14 protein-coding genes are annotated in these 20,639 nt (G+C 57.9%); 8 read left to right on the top strand and 6 right to left on the bottom strand.

Features of this window, described 5'->3' with window-relative positions:
• Window positions 1–146: 146 nt before the first annotated feature.
• Together AB7M22_RS13635 and AB7M22_RS13630 are read right to left on the bottom strand one after the other, a co-directional pair.
• On the bottom strand, window positions 147–473 hold the full coding sequence (locus AB7M22_RS13635; protein WP_454188809.1) for an RraA family protein: 327 nt from the start codon (window positions 471–473) through the stop codon (window positions 147–149).
• Between the two features lie 162 nt (window positions 474–635).
• The gene (locus AB7M22_RS13630) at window positions 636–2,012 is read right to left on the bottom strand and encodes an MFS family transporter (protein WP_454186689.1); all 1,377 of its coding nucleotides are present in this window, start codon (window positions 2,010–2,012) and stop codon (window positions 636–638) included.
• Between the two features lie 497 nt (window positions 2,013–2,509).
• Here AB7M22_RS13630 and AB7M22_RS13625 point away from each other — a divergent pair, with 497 nt between their 5' ends.
• A complete protein-coding gene (locus tag AB7M22_RS13625) occupies window positions 2,510–3,451 on the top strand; it encodes a LysR family transcriptional regulator (protein ID WP_454186688.1) in 942 nt (313 codons plus the stop codon).
• Between the two features lie 135 nt (window positions 3,452–3,586).
• Window positions 3,587–4,696, top strand: a complete 1,110-nt coding sequence (locus AB7M22_RS13620) for an MFS transporter (protein WP_454188808.1) — start codon at window positions 3,587–3,589, stop codon at window positions 4,694–4,696.
• Window positions 4,697–4,772: 76 nt separating this feature from the next.
• Here AB7M22_RS13620 and AB7M22_RS13615 read toward each other — a convergent pair whose 3' ends face one another.
• Window positions 4,773–6,155, bottom strand: a complete 1,383-nt coding sequence (locus tag AB7M22_RS13615) for an LLM class flavin-dependent oxidoreductase (RefSeq protein ID WP_454186687.1) — start codon at window positions 6,153–6,155, stop codon at window positions 4,773–4,775.
• Window positions 6,156–6,563: 408 nt separating this feature from the next.
• Here AB7M22_RS13615 and AB7M22_RS13610 point away from each other — a divergent pair, with 408 nt between their 5' ends.
• Window positions 6,564–7,583: a substrate-binding domain-containing protein gene (locus tag AB7M22_RS13610; RefSeq protein ID WP_454188807.1), complete on the top strand. Its 1,020-nt coding sequence runs from the start codon at window positions 6,564–6,566 to the stop codon at window positions 7,581–7,583.
• Entirely contained in the window at window positions 7,571–10,591 is a 3,021-nt protein-coding gene (locus AB7M22_RS13605; protein ID WP_454186686.1) for an EAL domain-containing protein, read from the top strand. The genes AB7M22_RS13610 and AB7M22_RS13605 overlap by 13 nt, the downstream gene beginning before the upstream one ends.
• 67 nt (window positions 10,592–10,658) lie before the next feature.
• On the opposite strand, the gene AB7M22_RS13600 is transcribed toward AB7M22_RS13605, so the two are convergent.
• Window positions 10,659–11,408, bottom strand: coding sequence for a substrate-binding periplasmic protein (locus AB7M22_RS13600; protein WP_454186685.1), 750 nt, complete (start codon window positions 11,406–11,408; stop codon window positions 10,659–10,661).
• A gap of 252 nt (window positions 11,409–11,660) precedes the next feature.
• Between AB7M22_RS13600 and AB7M22_RS13595 the strand changes: the two genes are divergently transcribed.
• Complete coding sequence (locus AB7M22_RS13595; protein WP_454186684.1) at window positions 11,661–12,287, top strand: TetR/AcrR family transcriptional regulator; 627 nt, start codon at window positions 11,661–11,663, stop codon at window positions 12,285–12,287.
• 196 nt (window positions 12,288–12,483) lie between these two features.
• Complete coding sequence (locus AB7M22_RS13590; protein ID WP_454186683.1) at window positions 12,484–13,755, top strand: OmpP1/FadL family transporter; 1,272 nt, start codon at window positions 12,484–12,486, stop codon at window positions 13,753–13,755.
• Window positions 13,756–13,867: 112 nt separating this feature from the next.
• On the opposite strand, the gene AB7M22_RS13585 is transcribed toward AB7M22_RS13590, so the two are convergent.
• Both AB7M22_RS13585 and AB7M22_RS13580 read right to left on the bottom strand, forming a co-directional pair.
• Complete coding sequence (locus AB7M22_RS13585) at window positions 13,868–14,653, bottom strand: SDR family NAD(P)-dependent oxidoreductase (protein WP_454186682.1); 786 nt, start codon at window positions 14,651–14,653, stop codon at window positions 13,868–13,870.
• A gap of 45 nt (window positions 14,654–14,698) precedes the next feature.
• Window positions 14,699–16,159, bottom strand: coding sequence for an efflux transporter outer membrane subunit (locus AB7M22_RS13580; RefSeq protein WP_454186681.1), 1,461 nt, complete (start codon window positions 16,157–16,159; stop codon window positions 14,699–14,701).
• Between the two features lie 217 nt (window positions 16,160–16,376).
• On the opposite strand from AB7M22_RS13580, the gene AB7M22_RS13575 reads away from it, so the two are divergent.
• Together AB7M22_RS13575 and AB7M22_RS13570 are read left to right on the top strand one after the other, a co-directional pair.
• On the top strand, window positions 16,377–17,486 hold the full coding sequence (locus AB7M22_RS13575; RefSeq protein WP_454186680.1) for an efflux RND transporter periplasmic adaptor subunit: 1,110 nt from the start codon (window positions 16,377–16,379) through the stop codon (window positions 17,484–17,486).
• Window positions 17,483–20,632, top strand: coding sequence for an efflux RND transporter permease subunit (locus AB7M22_RS13570; protein ID WP_454186679.1), 3,150 nt, complete (start codon window positions 17,483–17,485; stop codon window positions 20,630–20,632). The genes AB7M22_RS13575 and AB7M22_RS13570 overlap by 4 nt, the downstream gene beginning before the upstream one ends.
• Window positions 20,633–20,639 lie beyond the last annotated feature (7 nt).

Here is a 20,639-nt window from a genome sequence, read left to right as displayed (position 1 = left end):
CAGTACCTGAAAAACCGCGGTGCATTCTTCGCGGGCAAGCCACGCTCCCACAGGATTTCGTCGCCTCTTAACTTACCGGCATTAGGCTGGGGGCCCGGCTGGATGGCGCTGTGAAGTCTGTGCAGAACGTGATTGCGAAGCGTTTTTCAGTTCGCCAGGCCGGCCTTTTCCAGCACCTTGTCCAGCCATGACTGGTCGATGGCGCCAGTGGCGATTTCGGCTATGACCTGTTGTTCGTGGGCATCGTGCTCTCGCGCTTTGAACAGAACCTGTTCGGCGTGTTCGGCGTGTTCGGGAGAGAGGGCAACCAGTCCATCTTCGTCACCGACAATGATGTCGCCCGGGTTGATGATCATCCCGCCGATGGACACCGGGACATTGTAGCGCGTCAGACTCCGGGTACCGATGTGACGCCCCAGGTTGTCGCTGATATGTGGTGTGACTACATTCTGTAAGGCTTCCAAACAATCCAGTAGATGGATTCCAGTTGCTTGAACGTGATCATCACTCGGGCTCAGTTGAGAAAAAGTGCGCCATTATTGACCAAGAGCATCGAGTTGGCGCGACTGATAAACAGCAAAACCCGGCCATGGCCGGGTACCCGATGGGTGCTTTTCAATCTGCTGTTGTAATGGTCAGACCCTGGCGGCACTCGGTTTTGAACAACTCTTTAGCCCTGTGCGCTCTTCGATCTCACCGCTACCGCTGATGTACCCATAGCGCGACAGATTCGGCATCAACATCGCAGCGATGAAGGTGATGGTCACTACCGCGGCGACATAGAAGAAAAAATACGCCTCGACACCCTGTGATCGGAGTGACAGGGCCACGTACTCGGCAGTGCCACCGAATGCCGCGTTGCCGACGGCATACGGAAAGCCTACGCCCAGCGCACGCACCGCAGGCGGGAACAGTTCAGCTTTGACGATCCCGGCAATCGGAGTGTAGAGCGACGCAATGGCCAGGCCGCCAAACACCAGCAGGAACGCCGTAAACGGGCTGCTGACTGACTGCAGCGAATAGAGCAGGGGGATCACCAGCAGCATGGCCAATCCGGAAAACATCAGCATGTGCGCTTTGATCCCGATACGGTCAGCGAGCAAGCCAAACAGTGGCTGGCAGAGCATGAAGCCGACCAGGGCGGCGGTCATGATGAAACTCACCGTTTCCGGGCTGAAGCCAGCGGAGATCACCAGGAACTTCTGCATGTAGGTGGTGAAGGTATAGAAGTACAGCGAACCGCCGATGGTGAACGCCACTACCAGGGCGACCGCCCGTTTGTGTTTGAACATGCCGCGCAGAGAGCCGGCATCTTTACGGTTCATGTCTTTTTTGGTCGCGGTTTCATGCATGGCGCGCCGCAGATACACCACGACGATCGAGCTCAGGGCGCCGATGAAGAACGGAATCCTCCAGCCCCATTCGCGCAACTCCTCGCCGGTCAGGGTTTGCTGGAGAATGACCACGGTCATCAAGGCCAACAGCTGCCCGGCAATGATGGTGAAGTACTGGAACGATCCATAGAAACAGCGGCGGCCCGGTGTCGCGATTTCGCTGATGTAGGTGGCGCCGGTGCCGTACTCCGCACCGACGGACAGGCCCTGGATCAGCCTGGCCACCACGAGCAGAATCGGTGCCGCGACCCCTATGGTCGCGTAGGTTGGCATGACGGCGATCAGCAGTGAGCCGGCGCACATCATGAACACCGAGATAATCATCGATACCTTGCGGCCGCGAGTGTCAGCGATCCAGCCGAAAATCCAGCCACCGAGCGGGCGCATGAAAAAGCCAACGGCGAAAACCCCGGCGGTTGCCAGTAGTTGGCTGGTGGTGTCGCCTTTGGGGAAAAACGAAGCGGCAAAGTAAATGGCGGTGTAGGCGTAAATGAAAAAATCGTACCACTCCACCAGATTGCCCGAGCAGGCACCCATGATGGCTTTTACGCGGTTTGGCGCTTTCATCGGAGCGGTTTCGGCTGCGTGGTCTTTGGCGTCTGTGATTAATGCGGACATGTTGTTCACCCTTTCTTCAAGGCGAGGCGATACGAGGAGCACGCTGATGCGTGTCCGACGTGACTGGCTCGATGGGTTGTTGGGCTTAACGAAGAGGCGCGAACCCGCTCACTGCCGGGTTTTCTGAAGGGAAGGAGGAGGGAGGATGCACGAGTGTGGTGAGCTGTACGTGGCCCGGGGAAATCGGACAAGTCAGGTAAGGCGAAGCATTGAACATCATGGCGCGAGCCCTCGAATCTTATTCTTGTAGTGAGTCGAGCGCTCTTTGGCGCCGACGTTGATTGCACGCTACCGCAGAGTGAGGAGGGTAATAAGTCGTCAGGCGGGCCTAACTGATATACCTAAATTCTATAGCTTGGCGTGCAGCCCCGGCGGGCTGGGGTATACAGGCTGCTCGAAAGCCTTGAGGCCTCATGACACGCGGTTTGCGGGGCATTCCAAGGTGCGCAAATGCGATTACACTCACAGCACTTTCGACGCATATCGCGCCGACCTCGATGCTGACTGGCCTGGTAATGGATGTCGTTCAACTCAAAACCCTGATTCATGTGGCCGAGCTGGGCAGTCTCAGCAAGGCCTCGGATCGGCTTCACATCGCGCAACCGGCCCTTAGCCGCCAAATCAGAATGTTGGAGAAAGAGCTCGGCGCCTACCTGTTCGAACGACACGGGCGCGGGATGGAAATTACCGACGTCGGTCGGGAAGTGCTGGCCCATGCCACCCGAATCATGGAGGAAATGGAATCGATCAGAAGCTCGGTTGTCGGTGGCCGATCGTCTTTTCGTGGAACGGTGGTCATCGGTACGACGCCGACGGTTGCCGAGATTGTCACCGTACCGCTGGTGCGCAAGATCCGCGAGGCGCATCCCAATCTGGCCGTCCGATTTTCCTCGGCTTACAGCGGCTATCTGCTGGACTGGGTGCAGCGCGGCGAATTGGAACTGGCCATTTCCTACGATCCGCAACCCCTGCATACGCTCAGGATTGTGCCGGTGATGATGGAAAACCTGCTACTGGTCGGCCCCGCCAGCGCCAACCTGCGCATCGACACGCCGGTAACCTTTGCCTCCCTGGCCGAGCAGCAACTGGTATTGCCAAGTGCCCGGCATGGCCTTCGGGTCATTCTGGATAACTGTGCCAGAGAGGTCGGGATCAAGCTCAAGACCAGTGTTGAGGCCGACTCGTTCGGCGCGATGATCGATCTGGTTCGCAATGGCTTCGGTATGACGGCGTTACCACTGGCGTCGATTTACGCCCAAGTCGAAGCCGGCGTGCTGTGTGCGGCGCCGCTGATCGATCCAGTGCCCATGCGCAAACTGGTTCAGGTTTTTCCGGCGGACAGGCGCGTCAGCCCGGCTGCCAAATTCGTTGGAGACGCCTTCATCGAAATTGCTGTCGACCTGGTCAATCGCAAGATCTGGGCTGGACACATGCTTTGAGCCATCGACCAATCGGTTAGCCCCTACCCGTAGTTGCGCAACTGCTCACGACTTCTGCTTTTTCTCACCACTGATGACACTGTCTTGAACCATCAAACGCGACTGCCAAGCGTATTCGGCATTTTTATATTGGGGATGCTGCAAGTGCTGGTCTGGGGAGGTTCGTTCTTCCTGATGGCCGTCATGGCCGATCCGATCATGAAAGAGACCGGTTGGGCCAGCCAATGGGTGTATGGCGCGCTGTCGCTGAGCATTCTGGTTTCTGCAATGCTGGCGCCATTGACCAGCCGGCTTATTGCTCGCTATGGCGGCCGCCCCATCCTGGCCAGTAGCGGCCTGGGCGTCGCCATCGGGCTGTTTCTGATGGCGAGTTCGACCTCGTTGCCGATGTTTCTTTTGTCTTGGGCAGTGATTGGCGTCGGTATGGCGCTGGGGCTGTATGAAGCGCTATTCGCCGCGTTAGGTTCTCTATACGGGGAGCGGGCGGGCAGTGCGATTACCGGGATCACGCTTATTTCAGGGTTTGCGACAACGCTGTCATGGCCCGCGGTTGCGCTGGTCATCGAGCACGTTGGCTGGCGCACGACGTGCGTGGCTTATGGGGTGCTATTGGTCATTGCCGTGGCACCGCTTTATCTCTGGGTGCTGGCGCGTGGCGCGGGGCCATTCGCAAAAAGCCGTGCAATGAGTGATGAAAACCTCTCAATCGACCGGCGGATCTACCTGTTGCTTACGCTGATTTTCGCGTTGGGTGCAGTGATCATGACGGCGATATCTGTCCAGCTGATTTCATTGTTGCAGGGGCAGGGCTACTCGCTTGCAGCCGCCATCGGGCTGAGCGCCTTGCTGGGGCCGAGCCAGGTCGGCTCACGCGTTCTACAAGTTTTTTCGCGAAAGCGACACCCGATCTGGACGACATTGATCAGCGTGGTATTCGTGGCAATCGGTCTGTTGCTGGTGACCATCGCGCCGGCAATGACCGCGCTGGGGCTGGTAATCTACGGCGCGGGTAATGGTTTGCGGGCGATCGTTCGAGGCCTGCTGCCACTGGCCCTGATGTCGCCCACCCATTATGTTTTGCTGATGGGACGCATGGCTCGGCCTTCGCTCATCGGTCAGGCCTTGACCCCCCTTGCGGGCGGTTACCTGTTACAGACCTGGGGCGCTGGCGGTGTGCTGGCGGGCCTGAGTTCGCTGGCCGTATTGAATGTGCTGTTGGTGTTTTTGCTCATTCGATTGGTGTGAAAAGAACAGCGCTGAGCACTCATGGCGGCATCGGTGATTCTGCGCGCTTGATAACGCTCGAGCAGTCGCCTTCGGGCTAAAGCGCCTTGCCGAAGCGGAATGAAGCGCCATAAGCCGAGTCGGGTAAATGGCTGCTGCCGTCCTCCCTTAACCTGGACCTGAAGGTACCGCTTTGCGGCTGGGTTCTGTAGAGGCCGCGCTTGTGTAATTCGGGAATGATCAACTCCACGAAATCTTCGAGTGTGCCAGGGCTGATCAACGGATTGATCATGTAGCCGCTGGTGCCGGAAATGCGTGCGTGTTCTTCGATCCGGTCGGCTACCTGTTGCGGGGTGCCCACCAGGATCAGATCGCTGCCGCGGGTGACCTTGGCAAAACGTTGCTTCACATCCCCGGCGGTCAACGGCTTACCACTGCCATCGGGGTGCATGACATAGGACGTCAGCCCTTCGGTGTGGGTCGACAATGCATCGCTGTCGGCATAGCGACTGATATCGATGCCCGTGTCGCCCGCATAACTGACCAGTTGCGCTTGAAGATGGTAGTTGCTTTGCAACGCGTCATATTTGCGCTGGGCTTCAATTTCGGTTTTGGCGGTGACGATGCGCAATACGGTCAGGGACTTCACATCCTCACGCTGGCGACCGAGAGCCTGGGCTTTGGCCCATATGTCCTCCAGGCCCTGACGGATTTCCTCAGGGTTGGATTTGGCGATGAAGATCAGCTCGGCGTGCTTGGCGGCGAACTCGCGACCGCGCCCCGACCAGCCGGCCTGGATCAGTAGCGGTGTGCGCTGCGGCGACGGTGAGGTGAGGTGCGGCCCGGCGACTCGATAGTGCTCGCCGACGTGGTTGATCGGCCGTACCCGATCACCCCGGGCATACAGCTGATGAGCTTTGTCCGCGACCACCGCATCGTCGGCCCAACTGCCTTCCCACAGCTTGTACACCACATCGAGAAATTCTTCGGCGCGTTCGTAGCGGTCATCGTGCTTGATCATCTGTTCAAGGCCGAAGTTACGCGCGGCGCTGGACAGATAAGAGGTCACGATGTTCCAGCCCACCCGGCCATTGGTGAGGTGGTCCAGGGTGCTGAAACGCCGAGCATGGGAGAAGGGGTGTTCATAGCTGGTGGTGACCGTGACGCCGAACGCAAGGTTTTCGGTGACCGCGGCCAGGGCGGGAATGATCATCAACGGATCGTTGGCCGGAGCTTCCACAGCCCATTTCATCGCGGCATCGGCATTGCCGCCAAAGACGTCGTAGAAACCCAGCACGTCGCCGAAGAACAGCATATCGAGGTTGGCCTGGTCAGCAATGCGCGCCAGGTTCGACCAGTAGCCCAACGAGTTGATTGCCAGGCGCTCGTCAGCCGGATGCGTCCAGAGGCTCGGCGCACCTCCACAGCCCACACTGGCTTGTTCGTAGAGTGCAAACAACAGAGGTTTTGGATCGGACATCATGGCTCCTGAACAAATTGAAGGGACGTTTCTGCATCAACTCCAGCGCATAGATTGAAACGCACTATAAAATCAATTTGTACTTCTTTAAAAGAATAAGAAGCTTGTATCAGGCTATATCGCGTACTTTTCCCACAAAAGACCTGATGACAGCAGAACCGACTATCCTTTCGGATAGTTAACGCTGCACTCTTGGCAAAAAGGGACGCCATGCCAGACTATGATCGCGCCATCAGCTCCAGACCCGGCATCACATGCGGTGATCGAACCTGTCTGATCAGGCCCTGTTTACCCAGGCCCTGGCTACTCTGGATGGCTTCAATTACGGTTTTCAGTCTATTCGCGGCAACTCCGGGATACGGCCAGAACCTGCCAACCGCAATGGGTGTCGAAAACACCACGGTTACGGTGATGCAAGCGCAGGAAATCGTTTCCAGGTCCACCCTCGAAGCCATTCGCTGGAGCGGCCCTGAGTCCGGCCCGCAAGCCCTGCGGGGCAAGAGCATTGCCCTTGTCGCAGAAGATTTGCGTAACGGAGGAATTGTCGGTGTCGCGCAGGGCGCTCGCGAGGCAGCCAAGGTGATGGGCTGGACGCTGAAGATATTCGATGGCGCCGGATCATCGGCCGGGCGCGCAAAGGCCTTTGCCGATGCCCTGGCAGCCAAACCCGATGGCCTCATCCTGTGCGGCTCCGATGCCCTTGAGAACAATGCGGCGCTGATCCTCTTCGCCAACAGGGATGTGCCGGTGGTTGGCTGGCACGCCGGGGCAAGCCCCGGTCCGATTGACGGCACGCCGGTGGCCATGAACGTCACGACCGACCCGCTCGAAGTGGCTCGCCTCACGGCCATGGCGGCAGTGGCACAGTCAAATGGACACGCCGGCGTGGTCATCCTGACCGACTCCAGGTACAGCATCGCCATGGCGAAAGCCAAGGCCATGGAAAACGTCATTCGGGCCTGTCGGGAATGTACGTTGCTGGAAGTGCGCGATGTCGCGATCTCCGAAAGCGGCGAGAAGATGCCGGCGATCACCAGGGAGCTGCTTCAGCGCTATGGCAAGCGCTGGACCCACACGCTGGCCATCAACGATATCTATTTCGACTACTCGATTGCCTCATTGACCAACGCGGCAATACCCAGTGACGGCATCAGTCTGTTGTCTGCCGGTGATGGCAGCGCTTCGGCTTTCTTGCGCATACAGGCAAAAACCTACCAGACCGTCACCGTGGCCGAGCCGCTCAACCTGCATGGCTGGCAAGTGATGGATGAATTGAACCGGCTGTTTGCAGGCCAGCCGGTGAGCGGCTTCATTGCGCCGATTCACCTGGTCAATGCCGACAATATTGCCTTCGACGGCGGGAAGAAATTCCAGTACGACCCTGACAATGGCTATCGAGATATCTATCGCCACCAATGGAATCCCTGACATTGGACGTTTCTTCCCGGCTCGGACGCCAGCTATTGCCGCAATCGCTACGCGCACAGTTCACACTGGCGTTTCTGACGCTGGCGCTGCTGATCCTGGCGATGGGTGCAACTGCGGTCTACGCCTTGCGCACGTCAAACAGCGCCACCCGCCAGTTGACGGATGAACGACTGGTCCGCATGCAAAATGGGCAAGACATGCTGCAGCGCACCTTGCTGATCGAACGCCAGACCGATCAGCTTCTGACAACCCGATCCCCCGACACCCTGCGTTCAAGCTATGCGGCGACCGTCGAACAGCTTGAAGCCCTTGATCAACTGGTGCAGCAGCTGACTGCCGCGAACAGTGGCGTGGCGATACTCGACATGCATCAGTCGAGTCAGATGTTCCGCAATACCGCCAACATCGTTGCGCAGCTGCGAGAAAGCCTGCTGCAAACCGAGGTCACCTTCAAGCAAACCATGGAGGATCACACCGCCTGGTTAACCGCGACCCAGACCCGGGCCAGCCTGGAACTGGCGGTGTTACTTTTCGATCTGCCGCAGGCTGTCGACAGTGATGCCGTGCAACGGCTGCGGATCCGATATGAGCGCCTGTCACGCACCACAGGCAAGTTACCCGACGTTAATGTGGAGACGCCCGATCTCTTCTCCCTGCGCCTGAGGCTCATCAATCAGCACAACGTCATACAGCGCGTCAATGAGGAACTGAAGAGCGAGGCCGGGGTTCTGGTCGCGGTGGCCCGTGCGCAATCCGGTGCTTACACCGAAGACTATCGCGAAGCCCTGCAGCGCCTGGTCGAGGACTCAAATCGTAGCCAGCAATGGGTGCTGATCATGTTGGGCGCCAGCCTGGTGTTCGCCTGGTTCGTGACCCGAGTCTTCATGGGCCGTCATGTTCTCGTGCGTCTGAATGAAATAAGCCGGCAATTGCGTCAGGAACGCACTGACAAAACGCATTTGATGATGGCGGAACATAGGAAGGACGAGATCGGCAACATGGCTCGCGCGGTGAATCAATTCCTCAAAGACCGACTTCAGCTGGAAAAAAGAACGGTTCAATTGAGTATCGCCACAGAACGGCTCGCCTTGCAAAACAGCCGATTAGAGCAAGAAGCCGTCATCCGTGCCGGACAAGGTCATGTCCTGGAGCTGATCGCCAGGAGCACCGAGCTTGCAGAAGTCCTCGACAGCCTGGCTCACCTGGTCGAGTCCCAACTGGAGGGGATGATGGTGTCCATCCTGGTGCTGGATGAGGATGGCAAGCACCTGCTGCACGGGGCTGCGCCCAGTTTGCCGAAAGCCTATAACCAGCTCATTGACGGGATTGCGATTGGTCCGAACGTCGGTTCATGCGGCACCGCGGTGTATCGACGAGAACCGGTCATCGTCACGGATATCGAGCTGGATCCGCTGTGGGAGGAGTACCGTTCAGCCGCTGCGCCCTATGGATTTCGCGCCTGCTGGTCGACGCCGATTCTGTCCCATGAGCGAAAGGTATTGGGTACGTTTGCCTTGTATTCCAACACCGTACGCAGCCCCAGCTCGACCGAGACTCGTCTGATCGACATGGCGACACCGCTTGCCGGCATTGCGATAGAACGCCAACTTACCGAAAAGCGCATTCGCTATATGGGCGACCATGACGCACTGACCGGGCTACCGAATCGCACACTGCTCGAAGACCGTCTCAAGCAGGCAATACTTTATGCTCAGCGCTACAGCCGGTTGGTGACGGTGGTGTTTCTCGATCTGGACAAATTCAAACTGGTGAATGACAGCCTTGGGCACAGTGCTGGAGACGAACTGCTGAAAACCGTCGCCCAGCGCATGCTGGGGTGTGTACGCCGCACCGACACCGTCGTGCGGTTGGGTGGCGATGAGTTTGTGATCGTCCTGTTCGACCAGCCCTCAGACCTCGACGGCGTTACTCCAGCCCTGCACAAAATCCAGGAAGCCATCCTGCGGCCGATTCAGCTCAGCGGACATACACTCCACGTCACCTGCAGCATGGGGTTGGCCACCTATCCCGCCGACGGCAGCGATACCGAGACGTTGCTCAGCAACGCGGACGCCGCCATGTACCGGGCCAAGGAGCTGGGTCGCAACAGCTACCAGTTCTATACGAGCGAGATGAATAACAAGGTTCAGGGCAAGCTCGCGATGCAAGACGGGCTTCGAAACGCACTCAACCATGACGAGTTCCTGCTGCTGTACCAGCCACAGGTGGATTTGCAGTCAGGTCAGATTATCGGCGTAGAGGCACTGATCCGCTGGCAGCACCCCGAGCTCGGCATGGTGTCTCCAATCAAATTCATTCCGCAGGCCGAAGAGACCGGGTTGATCGTGCCCATTGGCGACTGGGTGATTCATGCCGCGTGCAGACAGAACAAGGACTGGCAGGATGCGGGCTGGCCGCCGATCACCATGTCGGTGAATATTTCAGCACGCCAGTTCATCGAAAGGGACCTGATCGACCGGGTGAGGCATGCTTTGCAAGAAACCGGACTGGACCCGATGTACCTTGAGCTGGAGCTGACCGAAAGTCTGATCATGCAAGACCTTCAGCAAGCCATCAGCAAAATGAAGGAACTGCAATCAATGGGGATCAGTCTCTCGATCGACGACTTCGGCACTGGCTACTCCAGCCTCGCAGCATTGAAAAGCTTCCCGATCGCGAGACTCAAGATCGACCAGTCTTTCGTGCGCGATCTGCCCGACAACGAGAACGACAAAGCCATCGCCACCGCAGTGATTTCGTTGGGGCACAAACTGAACCTGAAGGTCATTGCCGAAGGTGTCGAAACCGAAGAGCAGCAAACCTTCCTGCGTGAAAACGGCTGCGATGAAATTCAAGGCCACTTTTTCAGCAGAGCGGTCAGCGCAGCGGAAATCAGTCTGTTACTGCGTACGCCCCGGTTGCCTCAACCGAGCCGCATTGCGAGCCCTGACTCGGTAAGGAGAAAACGCGATGTAAAACGCCCAAGAAGTCCAATGCCCGGGCATTAATGGCTCAGCTTACTTGGCACCGAGACACCGAGGGGACGCAGGATGCCCGATTTGCGCTTCCGCGCTTTCATTGCCCTATGGGGTGATTGTATCGATCCTGGATGCGCCGCAACTCGCCCGAGTGGCGCAGTTGCTCCAGGGCGCTGGCCCAGGCGGCTACCAGTTCGTCGTCACAGTCGCGGCTGAAGGCGATGTACAGCGATGAGCGATAGAGCTCGATGGGAATCTGCCGCAGCGTACCGGGGGCGATGTTCAATTGGCGGCTGTAATAAGCCACCCCCGCATCAGTGTCGCCAATGATGATGTCGGTGCGCCCGGCTAGCAGCATGCGATAGAGCTGCTGGCTCTCGGTCGCACTTTTTTCGAGGTTGTTGAAGCCCCGCGCCTGCAGAATCTCGGGTATCAGGCCGGCATGTCTCGTTGTGATCCGTGGGGCGTGCAGTAGCTGCTCCAAGGAATTCACCGGCTGCTGCGCATTGGCTAACTGATAGGGGTGAATGGACTCTTCCACGATCGGTCCGACCCACTTGTATAACGGTTCGCGCTCCGCCGTGCGGAATAGGGAATACATTATGGTCCTGGGCCGGGTCTTCAATGCGAGGGTGCTTCGCATACTGGGCAGCAGCAGCACCTCAAAGTCATCCCCGGTCATCGCCATTATGCCCCGAACGATCTCCGTGGCCATGCCAGTGAGCTGATTGTTCTCCTGGTAGTTGTACGGCGCCCACTCTTCAGTAACGACTTGATACTGCTCGGCCCTGACGGGATTGCCGAGTAATAGACAGAGCAGCGCGGCAGTAAGTGTCGAATGGTTCACGTGTTCTGCCTGGTGGGCTGTGCGGTGGTTAAGGGGGGATCTGATTAAAAGGGCGAAATCAGTATAGACCCCGACACTCGTCAAACGCCTGATGCAGTCCCATAAGGCGTCAACACGGCGATTGATTCATACGAACCAGCACGCATGGCGCAGGATCTACAAGAGCGTTTAGCGGATTGCCGGCTGATTTGTGACTATATATCTTATCGGTCACAAGTTGTCAGTCTTCGATAGGGTGAGTAAGCTGTTCCCATGAATCAGCCATCGATATCTTCATCTTCGCCCAGCCCCCGTGGCCCAGTCGATCACGACATTCGAGACCAGATTGTCGCGGCGGCCAACGAACACTTCAGTCAATACGGCTACGGCAAAACCACGGTTTCCGATCTGGCCAAGGCCATCGGGTTTTCCAAGGCCTACATCTACAAATTTTTTGATTCCAAGCAGGCGATCGGTGAAGCCATCTGCGCAAATTGTCTGGCAGAAATCGTCGCGGCTGTGGAGCAGGCTATCAATGTAGAAGACCTGTCGCCGACGGAGCGTTTTCGACGTTTGGTCAAAACGGTGATCGCCACCGGTGTGAATCTGTTCTTCAACGACCGAAAACTCTATGACATCGCAGCGTTCGCGGCGTCGGAAAGCTGGCCCAGTTCGCAGGCTTATGACGCACGCATCAAACGCTTCGTGTTGCAAATCGTGCGAGAGGGGCGAGAGAGTGGCGAATTTGAACGCAAGACTCCGCTGGACGAGACAGTAGAAGCGATACATCTCGCGCTGCGGCCATTCGTCAACCCTTTGCTGCTGCAGTACAACCTCGATTTCGTCGAGGAGGCGCCCACGCTAACCTCCAACCTCATCTTGCGTAGCCTCATGCCTTGACCTTTGACTAAAGGTTTATCGCATACGGCGGTACGCGTCAGATCCCGAACGGCTTTTCACTTTGCCCTTCTTCCATCCGTCGAAGGGCATTTTATTTATCCGTGATGTGACCATTGACTGATATGGTCACATGAATAAATATGGTGATCCATCGCTTCTAATGCTTCATCTCAGTGATACCCATAGAGTTCAAACAATGAAAAAAATAGTGCTCAAGACCCCATTTGGCCTTGCTGTCGTGCTCGCATCCTCAAACGTTTTTGCAAGTGGCTTCGCTCTCAATGAACAAAGCATCAGCGGGATGGGATCCGGGTTTGCCGGTCGCTCTTCCGCCGCTGAAGATGCGAGTACGGTCTTCGGTAACCCTGCGGGCATGTCTCGCTTGAAAAGAGAACAGGTCAGCGTGGGGGCGGCGACTCTTTTCGCCAAGTCCGACATAAGCCACACCCGCAGTACATTCGGCGGCGAGGAAGACGGCGACATGGTGCCAACCACCACCGTGCCTATGGGTTACTACGTCAAACCGATCGATGAGCATTGGGCGTTCGGTGTAGGTTTTTATGTGCCTTTCGGTCTGATGACTGACTATGGCAGCGGTTTCGCCGGGCGTTACTACGCCAACAAAAGCGAAGTCACGACCCTTACGTTCCAGCCCACTGTCAGCTATGCCTTCAACGACAACGTTTCGATCGGGTTCGGTCCGACCATCAACCGTATCGGTGGTGAAATTTCCGGCATGGTGCCCAATCCGCTTAGCCCTGGTCGCAATGACGGAAAACTCAAAAGCACGGGTGACGACACGGCCCTGGGTTTTAACGCCGGTATCTTGGTGCAGGCTACAGACCGAACCCGTTTGGGCATGACCTACCATTCCAAGGTCAGTTATCAATTGGATGCCAAGACCAAGGTCACTGACGGCATCTTTAGCGTGTTGGGGGTCAGCGGCCGCAGTTATGACGCTTCGCTGGATGTGGATACCCCGGAGTCAGTGGATTTCTCGGTGACTCATCAGCTTAATGACGACTGGACCCTATACGTGGGGAGCACCTGGACTCGCTGGAGCCGCTTCAAAGCGTTAACTATTGAGAACACGGGTTTACCCCCTGCGTTGAGCGGCGCGCTGGGCACTATTACCGAAGAACAGAATTGGCACGATACGTGGGCTCATGCTATCGGTGCGGCATATCAACTGAACAACCAATGGGTACTTCGCGCAGGCTTTTCGGTCGATCAGTCACCGGCCAATAACACCCATCGTGGACCGCGCATTCCTACGGGCGATCGGAAGGTTGTCAGCTTCGGTGCTGGCTGGACGCCGGTGGGCAATGTCACGATCGATGTTGCTTATTCCTACCTATGGGAGGAGAGCGTGCAGATCAACGACGCCTCTGCGAACAGAGGTGCATACAGTGCCAAATATAAGAACAGTGCGAGCGGGCTCGGTACGTCTGTTAGTTACCGCTTCTAATTGAGTGCTGTTACACGATAAATGTCCTGTCGGGAGCACGTGTTGCCTCCCGACCTTCAAGAACACATCTCGGGCCTTTCCCCTGAGGTAAAAGACCTCTTTGTCACCCCCCTCAGACTCCCATCACCTGTGCCATAAGGCTCTGATGAAACCGACGTGGCGTGGCCCACGTCAAGACAGTGATGGCCTTGTTGCCAAAACCCGGCACCACACTCATGCGTCCGGCTTGCAGTGCGCGGATTCCTGCACGCACGACGGGTTGAGGCTGCATCATCACCATTTTCAAGGCCGGTGTGATCCGTTGTTTGGCGCTTTCTGCAAATCCGGTATCTGACATCCCAGGGCAAAGTGCGGTAACGACGACACCGTCATTTTTCAGTTCACGATGAAGCGCATCAGAGAAGCGAAAAACATAGGCTTTCGCGGCAGAGTAAACGGCGAAATTCTTCACGCCCTGGAAGGACAGCAAGCTTGCGACCATCAGGATTTGCCCACGTTTGCGGGCTCGCATGTCGGCCGCGAAAAGGCGTGTCAGGGCTGTCAGGCTGGCGATATCCAAATCAATCATGGTCAGGGACTCATCCAGAGGTTGATCCAGGAAAGGCCCCTGCAATCCATGACCCGCATTGTTGATGAGCACATCGATCACTATATTGCGTTCGCTGAGTCGCTCATGCAGATCGATAATCGCCGGGATCGAGGACAGGTCTACTTGTTCGACGATCACATCAACACCGAAGCGTTCGCGCAACTGCGCCGATAGCGCTTCGAGCTTACTCAGCCTTCTTGCTACCAGAACGAGCGATTTTCCCTGCGCTGCGTATTGCCGGGCAAACTCCTCGCCAAATCCGCTTGATGCTCCGGTGATGAGCACCCAGGAATTCTCGTTCAATTTCATTTTCGCTGTACTCCGGTTGGTTTCTATTGAGCTCACCTGGTCAGGTCATCGTGTCGCAACAGGCTGGGCTTCAGGAGGTTGCCAACCACCACCAAGCGCTTTGAATGCCGCGACCGCCGCCCGTGCCGATTCCGTTCGCGCTTGCGCCCGAGCATCAGAAGCCTGCAGCATCGTCTCGTCAGCGTGCAGGACATCGATCAGGCTGGCCGTGCCTTTCTCATAGGCAATGAACGACGATTGGCGAGCCTGTGTCAGAGATGCCTCCCCCCCGGTGAGGGTGGTTGCTTGAGCTTCCCGATTCACCAGTGCGGAGAATGCGTTCTCGACATCCTCGGTGGCGCGCAGCACAGACTGACGGTAAGCGGCCAGGGTTTCGGCTTCCTGTCCCTTGGCTTGGTCGATTTGGGCGTTTATGCGACCGAAGTCGAAGAGTCTCCAGCGCAGTCCCAATACGCCCGCCGACTGGCTGGCGCCGCCGGTAAAAAGATTGCCTGCGGATACAGCTGTGGCACTGCCCAGCAATGCGCTAAGGGAGAATTTCGGGTAGTACTCGGCAATCGCCTCCCCGATGCGTGCGTTTGAGGCCGCAAGACGGCGCTCGGCCACAATGAGATCTGGCCTGCGGCGCAGCAAATCGGCCGGCGTTCCCATGGCCTTTAACTGCGGCGCTACAGGAATGCTCCCCGTACTTGCCAGTTGCGTGCGATGAGTGCCTGGCGGCGTGCCGAGCATGACATCCAGTGCATTCATGGCAGCATCCAGACCGGTCTGCAGGACCGGCACTGTCGCCTGGACCTGCGATAGCGCCCCCTCGGTCTGACGAACCTGATAGTTGGCGGCGAGCCCCTTGCTGTAGAGCAATTGGACTTTCTCTAGTAGCTCCTGCTGCGTTTTGACTTGTCGGTTCGCAATGTCCAGCCGGGTCTGCAATCCGCGGATAGTGATGTAGATATCGGCGGTCTGCGCGGCGATGGCCAATCGTGTGGCAGCGACGCCCGCCTCGGAAGCCTGGTACTCGGCCAGTGCAGCCTCGCGTCCGCGTCGCAGTCCGCCAAAGACGTCCACCTCCCAGCTGGCATCGAGGTTGGCCTCGTAGGAACTTCCGTACCGATCATAGCCAGGCGTTGAGTTCAACACCTGGCCGAGTGGCGTCTCGATTGACTGGTAGGAGCGCGCGGCCTGTCCGCTGATGTTCCCCGAGGGCAGTAAAGCGGCATTTGCAGCACCGAGTCCGGCCCGTGCCTGCGTGACTCGCGCCGACGCCTGTGCCAGGTCCAGGTTCTGCTCAAGCGCCTTGGAGATGAAGTCGGTCAGCACTGGATCGCCAAAGCCTTCCCACCACGCTACAAGGCTGGTCGGCGTCGCTCCAGGTCGCTGTTCGACAGCAGGCTGACCCAAGTAATGATCCGAAAGCGGAGCGTCGGGACGATGGTAGTCCGGACCGACCGCGCAACCTGCCAATAAGCCGGCGATGACCAAAAGAGCAATTGGACGGAGGGGAGGCATTGAGATTCCTTCAATCGAGGATATTTGTGACCATATTACGCAATAGTCACATCCTGTCAATTAAGGCGATTTGAGCGGATTGTTGGCTTTATCCTTTGCAGCGGCGGTTCCTGTATTGAGTTTGAGAAGCTGGATGTTTCATGGTTTGTGACTGTTGACATATATGGTCACTAGGCTGAGAATCTGGTGCTCGTCCTATTTTCAAGTAAGGGAACCTATGCGCCGGCTTCGACCTTTCCCCATTGCCGTTTGCTTGTTGCCTCTCGTCGTGACGGCATGTGGCGACTCATCCAACGTTGACGATCCGCGCACGCATGCTCCTCTGGTAAGGCCTGGAACGGTTCAGGGTTCCTCCGACACTTCACGTTCTTTCACGGGCGTGGTGGCTGCCCGTGTGCAGGGCGACCTGGGCTTTCGGGTCTCGGGCAAGATCCTTGAGCGGTTGGTGGATACCGGCCAGACCGTTAAACGTGGTCAGCCACTCATGCGCCTCGACCCAATCGACCTGGGGTTGCAGGCGCGAGCACAGCAAGAGTCGGTCATAGCCGCTCGGGCCCGAGCCAAGCAGACAGCAGATGACGAGGCGCGATACCGCAGTCTGGTTGCCGCAGGCGCTATTTCTGCATCGGCCTATGACCAGATCAAAGCCGCAGCGGATACCGCAAAGGCGCAGCTTGGCGCCGCTGAAGCGCAGGCTGACGTTGCCCGTAACGCTTCTGGTTATGCGGTGCTGCTTGCCGATTCCGACGGCGTGGTGGTGGAGACGCTCGCCGAGCCCGGACAAGTTGTCAGCCCGGGACAGCCCGTGGTTCGACTGGCGCGGGCAGGGCAGCGCGAAGCCATCGTGCACCTGCCCGAGACGTTGCGCCCCGCAGCAGGATCCACCGCTCAGGCGACGCTTTATGGCAATACCACGGATGCTGTTACAGCGAAGCTGAGGCTGCTGTCTGACTCGGCCGACCGCATGACACGCACCTTCGAGGCGCGGTATGTGCTTGAGGGTGCGCTGGCCAATGCACCGATAGGTTCGACCGTCACGCTTCGGATCGCTGAAGGCGCCACGCAAGGGCAGGGGCTGCAAGTACCGATCGCTGCCGTTTATGACCCAGGCCACGGCACGGGTGTGTGGGTGATCGCCGGTACACCGGCGAAGGTGGCCTGGCGACCTGTACAAGTCCTGGGCTTGAGCGACGACACAGTGCGAGTCGCGGGCGACCTCAAAGTCGGCGAGCAGATCGTAGCGTTAGGCGCACATCTGTTGCGCGAAGGTGAAGAGGTGAGATTGCCTCAACAGGATGACGTCAAAGTCGCCGGGGGTCGTCCATGAGCGAGGGGCGCTTCAATCTTTCCGCGATCGCCGTTCGCGAGCGATCGATCACGGTATTTCTGATCTTCCTGATTGCCGTTGCAGGCACCCTGGCGTTCTTCAAGCTGGGGCGTGCGGAAGATCCTCCGTTTACGGTCAAGCAGTTGACGGTCATTACCGCGTGGCCGGGCGCCACGGCGCAGGAGATGCAGGATCAGGTAGCAGAGCCACTTGAAAAACGCCTGCAAGAACTGAAATGGTACGACCGCACGGAAACCTATACACGGCCCGGTCTCGCTTTCACCATGGTGTCGTTGTTGGATCGCACGCCACCCTCACAGGTGCAGGAAGAGTTTTATCAGGCGCGCAAAAAGTTGGACGACGAAGCCACCAAGCTACCGGCGGGTGTGATCGGGCCATTGGTCAACGACGAGTATTCGGACGTGACGTTTGCGCTGTTCGCCTTGAAAGCCAAGGGCGAGCCGCAGCGACTGTTGGTGCGTGATGCTGAGTCCTTGCGCCAACAACTGTTGCATGTGCCGGGCGTGAAGAAGGTCAACATTATTGGGGAGCAGCCCGAACGTATCTTTGTTTCCTTTTCGCATGATCGATTGGCCACCTTGGGCGTATCACCTCAGGACATCTTTGCCGCTCTGAATAATCAAAACGTGCTCACGCCCGCCGGTTCGATCGAAACCAATGGGCCACAGGTCTTCCTCCGGCTGGATGGCGCTTTCGATAAATTGGAGAAAATTCGTGACACGCCCCTGGCGATTCAGGGGCGCACGTTGAAGCTCTCGGACGTGGCGACGGTTGAACGAGGCTACGAAGACCCTGCCACCTTCCTGGTGCGCAACAACGGCGAAGAGGCCTTGTTGCTGGGGGTCATAATGCGCGAGGGCTGGAATGGCCTGGACCTGGGCAAGGCGCTGGACGCCGAAACGACGAAGATAAATGAAGGCATGCCGCTGGGCATGACGCTGACCAAGGTCACTGATCAAGCCGTGAACATTGACTCGGCTGTCGGCGAGTTCATGGTCAAATTTTTTGTCGCGCTGCTCGTGGTGATGCTTGTCTGCTTTCTCAGCATGGGCTGGCGTGTAGGCGTCGTGGTCGCTGCGGCGGTACCGTTGACGCTGGCGATAGTGTTTGTGGTGATGGCGGCCACCGGAAAGAACTTTGATCGTATTACCCTTGGCTCGTTGATCTTGGCGCTCGGACTGCTGGTGGACGACGCGATCATTGCTATCGAAATGATGGTAGTGAAAATGGAGGAGGGCTACGACCGAATCAAAGCCTCCGCGTATGCCTGGAGTCATACGGCCGCGCCGATGCTTTCCGGTACGCTGGTAACGGCGATTGGCTTCATGCCCAACGGTTTCGCCCAGTCCACTGCCGGCGAGTACACCAGCAACATGTTCTGGATCGTCGGTATTGCTCTGATCGCTTCCTGGGTCGTCGCGGTGGCTTTCACCCCTTACCTGGGAGTGAAGTTGTTGCCAGACATCAAGAAGGTAGAGGGTGGGCATGCGGCTATCTACAACACCCCCCGTTACAACCGCTTCCGTCGGGTTCTGACACGCGTCATCGCCCGCAAATGGCTGGTGGCTGGCACGGTTATCACGCTGTTTTTCGTGGCAGTTCTGGGCATGAGCCTGGTGAAGAAGCAGTTCTTCCCGACCTCGGACCGTCCCGAGGTGATGGTCGAGGTGCAAATGCCCTACGGAACCTCCATCGAGCAGACCAGTGCCACTGCCGCAAAGGTCGAGGCCTGGCTGCAAAAGCAGGAAGAGGCAAAAGTCATCACGGCCTATATCGGGCAGGGCGCGCCGCGTTTCTTCCTGGCGATGGCGCCAGAACTGCCCGACCCATCGTTCGCCAAGATCGTGGTGCTGACGGACAGTCAGGAGGCACGTGAAACCCTCAAGTTCCGTCTTCGCGAAGCGGTCGCTGCAGGGCTCGCTCCAGAGGCCCGAGTCAGGGCGACTCAAATTGTGTTTGGTCCCTATTCACCATTCCCGGTGGCCTACCGGGTAATGGGGCCTGACCCGACGAAGCTGCGCGAGATTGCGGGCCGTGTACAAGATGTCATGCAAGCCAGCCCGATGATGAGGACGGTCAACAGCGACTGGGGCCCTCTGACGCCGACGCTGCATTTCAGCTTGGATCAGGATCGCTTGCAGGCGGTTGGACTGACATCCAGTGCAGTCGCCCAGCAGTTGCAATTCCTGCTGGCCGGGGTGCCGATCACGGCGGTTCGTGAAGACATTCGTTCAGTGCAGGTGGTTGGTCGCGCCGCGGGTGACATCCGGCTCGATCCCGCCCGGATTGAGGGCTTCACATTGGTGGGAGCGGCGGGGCAGCGTATCCCTCTGTCCCAGGTTGGAGAGGTGGATGTGCGTATGGAGGATCCGATCCTTAGGCGCCGTGACCGCACGCCGACTATCACCGTGCGCGGCGACATTGCCGAAGGCCTTCAGCCGCCCGATGTATCGGGTGTGATCGGCAAGCAACTGCAGCCGATTATCGACACGCTCCCCGGCGGCTATCGGATCGAGCAGGCGGGTGCGATCGAGGAATCGGGCAAGGCCGGCCAGGCGATAGTGCCGCTGGTGCCCATCATGATTGCCCTGACGCTGTTGATCATCATTGTCCAGGTGCGTTCGATCTCGGCAATGATCATGGTGTTCTTCACCTCGCCGCTGGGATTGATTGGCGTGGTGCCGACGCTACTGATCTTCCATCAGCCGTTTGGAATCAACGCGCTGGTCGGGCTGATCGCGCTGTCGGGCATTTTGATGCGCAATACGCTGATTCTGATTGGGCAAATTCATCACAACGCGCAAGAAGGGCTGGACCCGTTTCACGCAGTGGTCGAAGCCACGGTACAGCGTGCCCGCCCGGTACTGCTGACAGCACTCGCGGCAATCCTTGCGTTCATTCCGCTGACCCATTCCGTCTTCTGGGGGACGCTGGCCTACACGCTGATCGGAGGTACGTTCGTCGGCACCATCATGACGCTGGTGTTCCTGCCGGCGATGTACGCCATCTGGTTCAAGATCCGTCCTGACAATACGGGTCAAACCGAAACAGCGGATAAGCAAGCAAGCCTGGTGGATAGGACGCCACCGCGTCCTCTCGCCGTTCACCTCACCACAAAGCTTTAGCCATAGG

The organism is Pseudomonas sp. ADAK2 TE3594, assembly GCF_053628675.1.
Note: the sequence above shows the minus strand (reverse complement) of the source record. Positions and strands in the feature narration are given on the sequence as shown.